The sequence below is a fragment of the Aeromonas sp. s8 genome, from assembly GCF_040907785.1.
Lineage (GTDB): Bacteria > Pseudomonadota > Gammaproteobacteria > Enterobacterales > Aeromonadaceae > Aeromonas > Aeromonas veronii.
Genome location: NZ_JBFOCL010000016.1, coordinates 74716 through 84804, shown reverse-complemented (window position 1 = coordinate 84804; position 10089 = coordinate 74716). Strand labels below are relative to the sequence as shown.

9 protein-coding genes and 1 pseudogene are annotated in these 10089 nt (G+C 56.0%); 4 read left to right on the top strand and 6 right to left on the bottom strand.

Features of this window, described 5'->3' with window-relative positions; genetic code table 11:
- Positions 1-134: pseudogene (locus AB5Y86_RS05875) on the bottom strand (IS3 family transposase); the annotation flags it as partial.
- A 311-nt stretch (positions 135-445) separates the two neighbouring features.
- Here AB5Y86_RS05875 and AB5Y86_RS05870 point away from each other — a divergent pair.
- Positions 446-1264 (top strand): hypothetical protein, encoded by an 819-nt coding sequence (locus AB5Y86_RS05870; protein ID WP_128815127.1) that lies wholly within the window; start codon positions 446-448, stop codon positions 1262-1264.
- Positions 1265-1509: 245 nt separating this feature from the next.
- Positions 1510-2643 (top strand): topoisomerase II, encoded by a 1134-nt coding sequence (locus AB5Y86_RS05865; RefSeq protein ID WP_193859294.1) that lies wholly within the window; start codon positions 1510-1512, stop codon positions 2641-2643.
- Between the two features lie 272 nt (positions 2644-2915).
- Here AB5Y86_RS05865 and AB5Y86_RS05860 read toward each other — a convergent pair whose 3' ends face one another.
- Positions 2916-3761: a DUF1194 domain-containing protein gene (locus AB5Y86_RS05860; protein ID WP_368192388.1), complete on the bottom strand. Its 846-nt coding sequence runs from the start codon at positions 3759-3761 to the stop codon at positions 2916-2918.
- 157 nt (positions 3762-3918) lie between these two features.
- Between AB5Y86_RS05860 and AB5Y86_RS05855 the strand changes: the two genes are divergently transcribed.
- Positions 3919-4686, top strand: a complete 768-nt coding sequence (locus tag AB5Y86_RS05855; protein ID WP_368192387.1) for a hypothetical protein — start codon at positions 3919-3921, stop codon at positions 4684-4686.
- Positions 4673-5119 carry a hypothetical protein gene (locus AB5Y86_RS05850; RefSeq protein WP_368192392.1) on the top strand — a complete coding sequence of 149 codons (447 nt, stop codon included), beginning with the start codon at positions 4673-4675 and terminating at the stop codon, positions 5117-5119. Before AB5Y86_RS05855 ends, AB5Y86_RS05850 begins: the two co-directional genes overlap by 14 nt.
- Here the strand turns inward: AB5Y86_RS05850 and AB5Y86_RS05845 are convergent.
- From AB5Y86_RS05845 to AB5Y86_RS05830, 4 genes are read right to left on the bottom strand one after another with little or no spacing between them, the layout of a single operon-like run.
- Positions 5097-5573 carry a hypothetical protein gene (locus tag AB5Y86_RS05845; RefSeq protein WP_368192386.1) on the bottom strand — a complete coding sequence of 159 codons (477 nt, stop codon included), beginning with the start codon at positions 5571-5573 and terminating at the stop codon, positions 5097-5099. The two genes, AB5Y86_RS05850 and AB5Y86_RS05845, sit on opposite strands and share 23 nt — an antisense overlap.
- An 11-nt stretch (positions 5574-5584) precedes the next feature.
- Positions 5585-8125 carry a hypothetical protein gene (locus AB5Y86_RS05840; protein WP_368192385.1) on the bottom strand — a complete coding sequence of 847 codons (2541 nt, stop codon included), beginning with the start codon at positions 8123-8125 and terminating at the stop codon, positions 5585-5587.
- Positions 8122-9321 carry a glycosyltransferase gene (locus tag AB5Y86_RS05835; protein WP_368192384.1) on the bottom strand — a complete coding sequence of 400 codons (1200 nt, stop codon included), beginning with the start codon at positions 9319-9321 and terminating at the stop codon, positions 8122-8124. Before AB5Y86_RS05835 ends, AB5Y86_RS05840 begins: the two co-directional genes overlap by 4 nt.
- On the bottom strand, positions 9318-10073 hold the full coding sequence (locus AB5Y86_RS05830) for an acyltransferase (protein WP_368192383.1): 756 nt from the start codon (positions 10071-10073) through the stop codon (positions 9318-9320). The genes AB5Y86_RS05835 and AB5Y86_RS05830 overlap by 4 nt, the downstream gene beginning before the upstream one ends.
- Positions 10074-10089 lie beyond the last annotated feature (16 nt).

Here is a 10089-nt window from a genome sequence, read left to right as displayed (position 1 = left end):
GTGGAGCGGCCCTGAATGCCATAACGCACCTGAGCCTGTTTGTAGGTGAGCTCGCCTTTTTCAATCTGCTCGACCAGCGCCAGTTTAAAAGTCAGCGAGTAATCGCGCTGTGTCCGTTTCACACCTTGTCCCATCGGGTTCTCCATTTATTGGGGGGAAAGGTGTAAACCATATTCAGGACGGGACAATATTTCTGAAAAGGCCTTGTGATAAGGCCTTTTTTATATTGTACGGATGGCGGAGTAAACATCGCGGCAAGCCAATAAAAGAGGATATAGGCTTCATTTTCTATTTCTGTTTGTTGACTGTGGTTTTATCCAGTGGTACAAGTGGAGCTGGCTTAAAATGTTGATAATACACTGATAAATCAGGCGCTGGTTATTAAAAGTTGACTTTTAAATGATTTTTTGGTCGGGCGGAGTTAGATGAAAGGCGTTACTAACACATGAATGTAGCCTTCCATCTAATTACTGTTAAATATACTAAGGAAGTTATGGCAGAGAACTCGCAAATCGCAATATACATATCTCTCGGAAGCTTAGCAGTTTCTTCTCTTAGCTTTCTTTTCGCCGTTAGGCAGTCAACAGTAAATAAAAATAATGAACGGCTGCGTGCATATGACAAGGTGTACCATGACGCATCTGATTTACTCTTGTTCCATTATAAAAATGCGATAGAGAAGCCATTTTCATCTGAAGATAAAGATTTAGAACGTGCGGTAAATGAATATGCTAATGCTCATTGGTTAGAACAAACCTACGGTTTTAATATCTATATCCCGAGTTCACTAGAAACCGATGATGAACGGCGAGAGTTCAATGAAAAAGTCAGGGAGGCATATCATACATTTGAAAGAGAAAAACAAAACAGCTCATTTGAGGAGTTTTTAAACTACCAATCGCCGGTCTTCCATCTAGATGATGAAGAGTTTTCCAGCCGGTTTAAACGCTTGCTTAATCATGTTACAGAGAACCTTTCTCTTTTTAGTCCAGTAATCGTTGAAAACTGGGAGAAAATGAGGCTACTTTCCCCAGAAAAAGTAAAAAATGAATACTTATCCTTGAAGCGAGTTAATGATCAAGCTTGTGAGGTAATAGAAGAGCCTGTTGAAGATCCCTATCTTAGGATTCTGCTCTGCATTAGGCATGAACATAGGCAGCTCAATATGCCACTAAGTGAAAAGTGGTCAGAGCTTTGGTTTAATATATGTTCAATTAGGTATCGGTTTAGCCGTGTATCTAAAAAGTTTCGCTTGAGCCGGTAGGAGTATTCGGACGCTCGCGGAGACACTCGCCGCTAATATGGCAAGTACGTCCCGATTGTTGACTTTGGCTACCAGTTTGAGAGTGAGTTTTTGGAGAGACAGCAAGATGGAAGGATTTTGGCGAGTTAAAGATATATATTACAACAGACAGCGAAAACTGATAATGGTGAGGTTTGTTAGAATAAATTAGGATGGAATGTGTCACTGATATTTTTGTAATATCTGTTACAGATAAGTAGGAATTTATGAACGTAGTAAATATTGATAGAAAATATTTGGAAAGTAAAGAAATTACAATGACTGCTCGTTTGAAGTCTCTGCAAGATAAAGCTCTTATGCGATTCGAAGAAATCACGGGCAGAAACTCTATCCACTCGTTCCATGCAATGATGGGTTCAAATAATAATACTTATGTAGATAGTGTTAATAGTGTTTTTTTAGATCCTAATGACTTTATATCTCGTTGGCTAGAAGGACTTACTGAAAAGGTAAAACAACGAGCGAAAGAAAAAACATTAAAACCTCGAGTAAACTTTGGAGTGAACAGAGAGTATTTCCTGATGCACGCACTTCAAGATACAATTCTTAGAGAGTACTTATTTTTATTCTTAGCTAGGAATTTCTATCGAAACTTCAAAGAAAGAATACGCAGTAAGCCTGATGAATCATTGTGGTCTATATGGTTTGGAGGCGGAAACCTAGTCTGGGGGCTACTCATTTCACCTGAAATGCGAAATGATGATTGGGCGATAGATAAGTCTGAGATTAGACGTTCTGATTTTAATTTTTGGACGATTCGGCATGTTATGAAAACTGGGTTAATTGATCCCGAATCAAAAGAACCGATTAAGTTTAATAAACCGGACGATTTTATCCAATTTTATAGAAGTGTTCTAAAACGAGTTTCAAATTCTCTGTATGAAAAAGCAATTGCAGAACGCTATATTGAATATTTAAAGAAGTCATTGGCGCCATATGAGGAGCCTTTTTTAATTCCTGAGCTAAGGTATGCAGGAAAAGAGTCCAAACATAAATATAGATTGGACTATACAATATTAAATCCATATACAATGGAGTTAGTGGGGTTTGAAATAAGTCCAGCTTCAACCCATATGTCAGTTCCAAAAATTAGAGATGTTAAAAAAGTCGATATGAATAGAGATTTATCTGAGCAATGGAAAAAGGAGATGGATAAGAGAAATGATTATTTTTCAAAGTTTGGAATTACAACGATAACTTTTACAGATGAAGACTTGAAAGACATAGATGCATGTTTTGATATAATTGCGAAATATTTATCGGCGAGAGGTATGCCTAAAAACTCATTGATAGGGTCATTAGATAAAGTAAACGACTTGTTTGGTGAACTTTCGTTATAACAAGTTCCTTGTAATGGACGGTCATATGTGGTGTTTCTAGTATCATTGAATCGTTAAGCTATGTGGTAATATGTTTCTACTTCAAAAATAATGGCCGATTTTCAGTCTCTTCCCAATTTGGTATTTGGCAAGTTTTTATCTGTAGTTCGAACTTTATTAAAAAATATAAGCTATCGATCAAATACGAAACCATCTTGAACACTGTATGCTATAGCCGCCACAAAAAAATCAGGGAGCCATGGCTCCCTAATCGCAACACACGGGGTGATTCACTAGCCGATGGCTGGCGTTTGTTGCCAGTTGGCTTGCTGCAGGCGTCCTTGGTTACGGCGCTGATAGCGCCAGGCCAGTAGTAGTGGCATACCGAGCAGCAGCTGGGCGGCCAGCGGGATCTCCTCGATGGGGGCGGCCAGTGCACCTTCCGGAATAATGCCCCCCTCAATTTCGGCCGCCAGTTTGAGCTCCAGCGCATTGCCAAAGTCGGCGAAGGTGGTGGCATTGATGACAAATGCATCCTGACCGCCCGCCACGTTCTCCACATACCACTCTTGCAACACCCCATCGGCGTAGTCCTGACCTATGGTGATGCCGTTGATGGTATCGATGCCGGAGGCGAGCAGTTGATCCCGCACGGTGGCGGTATCCAGCCCTGCGTTCTGGATCCCGTCACCCGACACATCCATCACCTGGCGGGCGGCGGTGAAGTCGTTGGTATCAAATTGCAAGCCACCAAAGGCCATGGCCGAACCGGGGGCCGTCATCCCCGCATAGGGGCGTACCAGGGCATCCAGGGTGGCGGCGAAGTTGTTGATGGAGGTCATGTCGTAGAGGTGGAACCAGTCGGTCATCACGCTCTGCTGGGTCGAGCCGCTCCACATGATCATCTGCACGGCGATGGAGCCCAGCTTACCGCCGCTGGTGTCGAGGATGGCGCTTTGTACCTCCTGACTGTAAAAGGCGTCCACATACCCCTGTAACTGCAAATTGAATTCCGATGAACTGACGCTGCCCGACACATCCATCAGCAGTTGCAGTTCGGTATCGACTTCGGTCAAGGCGTATGCGGGGGAGGTTACAAACAACATCCCCAGCAGCCCTGCCAACGGTTTGAGTTTCATTGCTCACTCCTTCTCCCTGGCGCTAGTGCCAGCAGGGGGAATGAATAAAGCGTGCCAGCTTTGGCGAATCCTCTGACTTGGCTTGATCCGGGTGAGGTCGGGCAGGCATGGAACTTGCGACAGCGGTCAAAAGCGCTGATAACCGGCAGGAGTTGCGATGGAGATCCGTCCCTGGCAGTGGGCACCCAACTGGCTGCTACTTGGTTTGGCCAATCAGTGGGGCATGGTGTGGCTCAATATGGGCCACTTCAACCTGCTGGTGGTGTTGCTGATTGCTATCTGGTGGCAAATTGCATTGCGGGTTGCACCGAGCTGGCGCCCGCATCCACTGGCGCTCGCCCTCTTTATCCTGCTGATCCTGATCCCCAGCGCCAGTTGCAAGGCGCTGGCCTGTCTGCTGCTGGTGGCCTCGCTATGGCGCCGTCATCAGAGTGGCGATGAGCGGGCGGTGTTGCAGATTGTGCTCGCCTTTACCGTGGCGGTGTTGTGGGGGCAGCAGGTGTTTGCCCTGCTCTCCGGCCCTGTGCTGGCGCTCGATGCCTGGGGGGTGGGCCAGTGGTTGCAGATGCTTGGCTGGGAGACTCGTCTTGATGGCAATCGCATCGAGCGGTTGGGGGGCCATGCCTTGATTGTGCTTAAGGGGTGCTCCTCGTTTTCTCAACTCTATCTGGTGGTGCTCTCCTGGCTGGTCTCCTGCTGCTGGCTGGCGCCGGAGCGCCCACTCTACCGGCAGTGGCCCATGTTGCTGCTGGTTTGCCTGCTCTATATCGGGGCCAATCAGCTGCGGCTGGTGCTGATGAGCCTGGATCTGCGCTGGTATGGCTGGCTGCATACCGGCTCGCTGGCCCAGCTCTACCAGTGGGCCATCATGTTGTTGGTGATGACCATCCTCTTTCTAAGGGGGCGCCATGATGCATCTATCTAGGGGATATCTGCTGCTGTTGCTGGTGGCGCTGCTCAGTGCTGCCGCCATGGGCTGGCGTTATCAGAACCGGGCCGTTAACGAGGGAGCCAAGCCCATGCTGATGGAGCTGGTCCAGTTGGGATGGCGCTTGCGGGTGGCTACGCCGGTATTGGGCGGCACCTATGTCAGCTATCAGCTGGCCCATCCCCGCTGTGACGGCCTGCTGCAGGCCATGCTGGTGGCGCCGGATCGGGAGGCGATGTCAGTGACGCTGGCGAGTGAAGGGATGAGTCAGGGGGTGATGTTTTTAGGCGAGTTGCACCAGAGCCCGCCGCTGCTCTCGTACCGTCTTACCCAGGGTTGGCGCAAATTGTGGGGGCTGACCCCTTATCCCCTCTATCGGGTGGCCTTGCCGACCACCTGCCTCGGCCTTATTGCGCCGCCGCTGGGGTGACAGACCCCGGTTCACCGTTTGGCAGAATGCGGATCAGCAAGGTATTAGGGGCCAGCATGGGGTCATAGCGGGGTTCCAGCTCAATGGCGCGAGACCCCAGCAAGCGGGTCAGGGCAGTCAGCCGCACGCTCGCTATCCGCGCACTCTCCAGCATGTCGGTTTGCAGCCCGGGGCCGCTTACCAGCGCAATCCGGGCCGGATCCTTGCGTCCTAAAAACTGATGCAACTGCTGCTCCTGATCCGCTGGCAGTTGTGTCTCCGCTTGCTGGTACTGTAGTTGCAGCTGGGGCTGTTCGGCCATTTGCTGTTCCCGCAACTGGTTGAGGATCGGCAGGGTCTCATTGACCGGCTCCTGACGGGCGCAACCGGTGAGCAGCAGCAGCGGCAGCATCAGGGGCAACAGGCGGCGCAGGGCGCTGTCTTTGGCTGTGGAGCGGGGAGTCTGGTTGGCCATACGCAGTCACTTCAGGAGGATGAGTTGGCACCAGTTTGCAATGTTTTCAATCCCTTGGCCAGTTGTTCAATCTCGCGGCGCCACTGGATCCAGGCGGCAGAGGGCAGTTGCTCTGCCACCTGCCAGCGGGTCGGCAGCTGATCCCGCAGGCGCTCCAGCAGTAGGGCGGCATCCACCTGATAGCGGGCCTCCTGCTCCAGCCAGGCGAGCCAGCGCAGATCCTCGATGGCTTGCTGCAACAGTAACAGATCGTGAGAGAGGCGGTGCGCCTCGCAGGCTTGCGGGCCGAGCAGCATAAAGTCGCTCTCCCGCCCGTCGGTGGGGTCATAAGGCAGGGCGGTGGGCATGCGGCCATGCCACTGCAAATAGCCCTCGGCGCCGCTTTGCCACAGATAGAACCCGGCGGCTCTCGGGGTGCCCAGATTGTAAAACCAGGGGGTGACCTTGTGCCGGCGTACCCGCGCCACATCGGCCTTGTCGGCGCCAAAACCTGCGTTGATCAGGGCAATCTCCACCTCTGCCAACAGACCAACCTGACCCGGGTGGTTGAAGTGGCCCGCACGGATCACCGCCGGATCCCGCCGTTTCATCTCCCGCGCCAGGGTGGTGATGGCGGGCAGGGTGGCGAGATCCGGCTCATCAAACAGGCTCCATGCCAGCGTGGGCAAGCCGCTGGCGGTCAGTGCCTGTTGCCGCGCCTGCCACTGATCAAGCTGGTTGGCAGGGTCTCCCCCCCAGCGTTTGAGCGGGGTATAGGCCAGCAGGGGCGGCACAAAGCCGAGCCCGGCCGCCTCTCCCATGACCTCCCGCATCCCCGCTTCATCCTGTGGCAGGGCGGGCGAGAGGCCGCTGATCCCGAGTTTGGCGAGCCGCGCCAGATCGCAGCGACTGGCCGCGGCGATCTGCTCTTTTAACGCCTCGGGGTTGGGGCTCAGCCAGTTGAGATAGGGGGGCGCTTCGACATAGATGCCGACCGGCTTGCTGGCCGCGGGCAGAGTCAGCGGCAGCACCTCGATAGTCAGTGGCAGCTGCACCAGTTGCTGTTGGCTGAGCAGCTGAATATTGCCGAGATAGCGCCCCGCCGGGGCGTCTCTGGGGACGGTCATTTGCAGCACCAGACGGCGGGGCACGTCTGCCAGCAGGGTGAGCCCGGCGATCCCCTCGACCAGCTCCTGATCCGAGGGGGCCAGCAGGGTGCCACTCGCCTGCGGGCGAACCAGATGCCACTTGCCGTAATAGGGGGTCAGCGCCAGCGGCGATCCTGCCTGCTCGGGGGGCTGGATCACCAGCAAGGGGGCCGGATCGTCGGTGGCGGCGTGGATGGCAAACTCCAGCAACAGCTGGCTGCCACGGGCTGCCAGCACCGGTTGCGCAGCCTGCTGCAACGCATCGGCCGCAGATAGCGGGGCGATCTGCAGGGTTGGGGCGGCATCCGTAATCGGCGTGAGGCTCAGTTGCTGCGAAGCTGGGGCTGGGGTTGGGGAATAGGGGGCCAGAGTCCACTTTTCCAAAAACAGCTGGCGCTGCTTGGTCAGCACGATTGCGGTAGCGTCGGCCAATACGGCGAGATCTTTCCCACTATTCGGGAGCGCCTCTTTGCTGGTGGGGGCCGGATAGGGGGCAAGCAGCAGCCCTGCCAGGTATTTGGCATCCGGTGAGTGGCCCACCAATGTGATAGTGAGCGGGCCGCCTGGGTGGTTCAGGGTGACATGAACGGGGCCCCCCTGTCGTGCCCCGAACAGTTGCCAGGGATCCGGATTTGGCAGTGCCTCGCGGGATTGTCCCGCCAGATAGCGCTGCGTTAGCCATGCCTGCGGTTGCCACTGCTCGGCCCAGATGGGCTCGCCATTGACCAGCACGCTGCGCTCGAAGGGGTGGGGCAGGTACTCCCATTCACCGGGGTCATCGAGCCAGAGGGTGAGCTGGTAGCGCCCTTTGGCCAGGTCCAGTCGCACTCCGTCGAGATTGCGCAGCCCATCGCGCACAAGGGCATCGCCGGAGGGGCGCAAGATGGGGGTGGGATGGCCAATCAGCCGGGGATCCCCCGGGCTCAGGGCTTCAAAGCCGGTAAATCGGGGCGCGGCGGCCGCCCCCAGATCCAGCGCAATGGTGCCCTCAGGCAGAGTCAGACCGGGCTCCCAGTACCAGCGGTGAATGGTCAGCGAGGGGGCGTTATCGGCCATAAAGAGATAGAGCTTGGTGAGTTTGTCCAGCGCCAGCGCTCTGGGCTGGCTGGTGCGCCACTCGCTCAAGGCAAAGCGCTGGGTGAAGGGGCCGGGTGCGACAATCCGCTCCAGATTGACCCGGCTGCGGTAGTTGACCGAGGCGTTATCGTCGATACGCAGGATCAGGGTTTGCGGGCGAGCGCTGGGATTATGGCCCTCGATCACCAGTTCAACATCGCTGCCTATTGGCCAGCTGTGGGTGCTCAGATCGAGCCGCTGGGGTGTCTGGTTGCCTGTCAGGGGCAGCGGGGTCTGCCCCTCCAGCCGGGTGGCGGCCATTGCTGCATGGCAGCAGAGCAGGATAACCAGCCAAAGCCCTCTGCTCATCCGGCCAGCCCCTTCAACCAGTTGTTCAGCTCGGCAGCCTTGTGATCCCAGCTTTGCAGGGCCACCTGCTGCTGGCGCGTGTGGCGCCCTTCGCTGCGGGTCAGCCCCTCCCAGCCACTCTCCTGAAACCAGCCCGGATTGGATTGATCAAAGGCGGCCCGATTGATGGCCTGGGCCAGGCTCTCCCCATCGTGGGGGAGCTGGATCTGATCCCGATAGCCATCGAGAGCCGGAAAATCGGTGCTGACGATGGGGCGCCCTGCGGCCAGATACTCGCGCAATTTCAATGGATTGCAGGCACGGATCTGGGCGTTGTCGACAAAGGGCAGCAGACTCACCTGCCAGTGCTGGGCATAGGCCGCCAGCGTGTGGTGGGGACGGGGTCCCAGCAGATGGATATTGGGGAGCCCCTTGAGGGGGGAGATATCGGTCTGGACCGGGCCAATCAGCACCAGATCCCAGTGGGGCAGGGCGGCAGCCGTCTCTGCCAGCAGGGGGATATCAATCCAGTCGCTCAGGCTGCCGTAAAATCCGGCAATGGGGCGGCCGGAGGGGAGATCTGCCGGACGCTCTCTGGGGGGCATAAACAGCTCGAGATCCACACCGTGGCTGAGCAGCCGGGTTTTATGGGGGGGAAAGCGGCTGGCCAACGCGGGGCTGGCGGCCAGAATGAGATCCGCTTTTTCCACCAGTCGGGCTTCGCAGTGGGCAATGGCTTGATGATCCACCCCCGCCAGCGCCGAGAAGTCATCGCCGCAGTAGTAGATCACCGCCCGCTCTTCGAGCTTGCCAATCAGATCGACGGCGCTGGGCAGGGAGATCCAGAGCAAGGGGCGATCCAGATCGGGCAACTGGCGCCGGATCTGCGCCGCCAGCCAGTGGCCATTGATCTTGCCCGCCAGCCGACTGCCGGGCAGCGGTAAGGCGAGCGGCGGCAGAACCCGGGGACTGCTGACCTCTGATGGCGCAACCGACTGGCTGCCAGCATGGCGCGCGCCGCGCAGCACCGCCCCCAGTTTGCGGACGATGCGGGTGAGATCATGAAGGGTAAAGCGGGGGCAGCGCATGCCGATGGAGTTGACCCAGAGCACTTGATAATCGGGCAACAGACGCTTGATCAGGTGTTGGGTGCTGGAGGGGTGCTGGCCCCAATCCTCGCCCAGTACCACCAGTTGCGGCAGTGAGTGTGGTTTCATGCAAAGGTCTCCGAAGCGTGTGCGGGGTCGCTGTGATCCTGTGGCTGCAAGGGACGCAGTACGGTGGCCGGGACACCCGCTGCCAGCACACCTGCGGGCAGATCCCGGGTGACGACGCTGCCTGCGGCGACAATGGTGCCGGCGCCTATGGTGACACCGGCCATCACCATCACCCCGGTGCCAAGCCAGACATCCTGCTCCAGCACAATGGCCCCCACCTGTTCATCGCGATCCGGTTTACCAAGAGCGCGGTCGTGGGCGTTGACCGGGTGCCCCGGGTAGCCCGCCAGAAAGGCGCGCCCTGCAATTCTGACGTTATCCCCCAGCACTATCTTGCTGCCCACCGCCAGGGTGGTCTGCCAGCCAATGCCGACATTGCGGCCAATGACCAGCCGTGGTGTCTGGCTCGATGCCCGGCCGCTGATGGTCATGGCGGCGCTGAGACGGCAGTCGGCACCGATCTCGATGGTGACCGGACCGCTGATATAGGGGATGCCGCCATAGAGATAGAGGCGCGGGGCGGGGGCCGTGAGGCGAGATTGAAACAAGGGGGTCCACCAAAGGGTGCGGGTCAGGGTTGCCAGCGCGTTGCTGCCCAGCAAATACAGCCGATAAAGCAACCGATGCAGGGGAGGGATCACGGGGAATGACCAGTTGCGGGCACTTTTGGCCAGACGCCATACCCGGCGGGCCAGTGGCGTCTCTCCCTGTTTGGCCCAGCTTTTCATCCGGTGCAGGTTGATGGTGTTCATGGCGACCTCTCCCTCT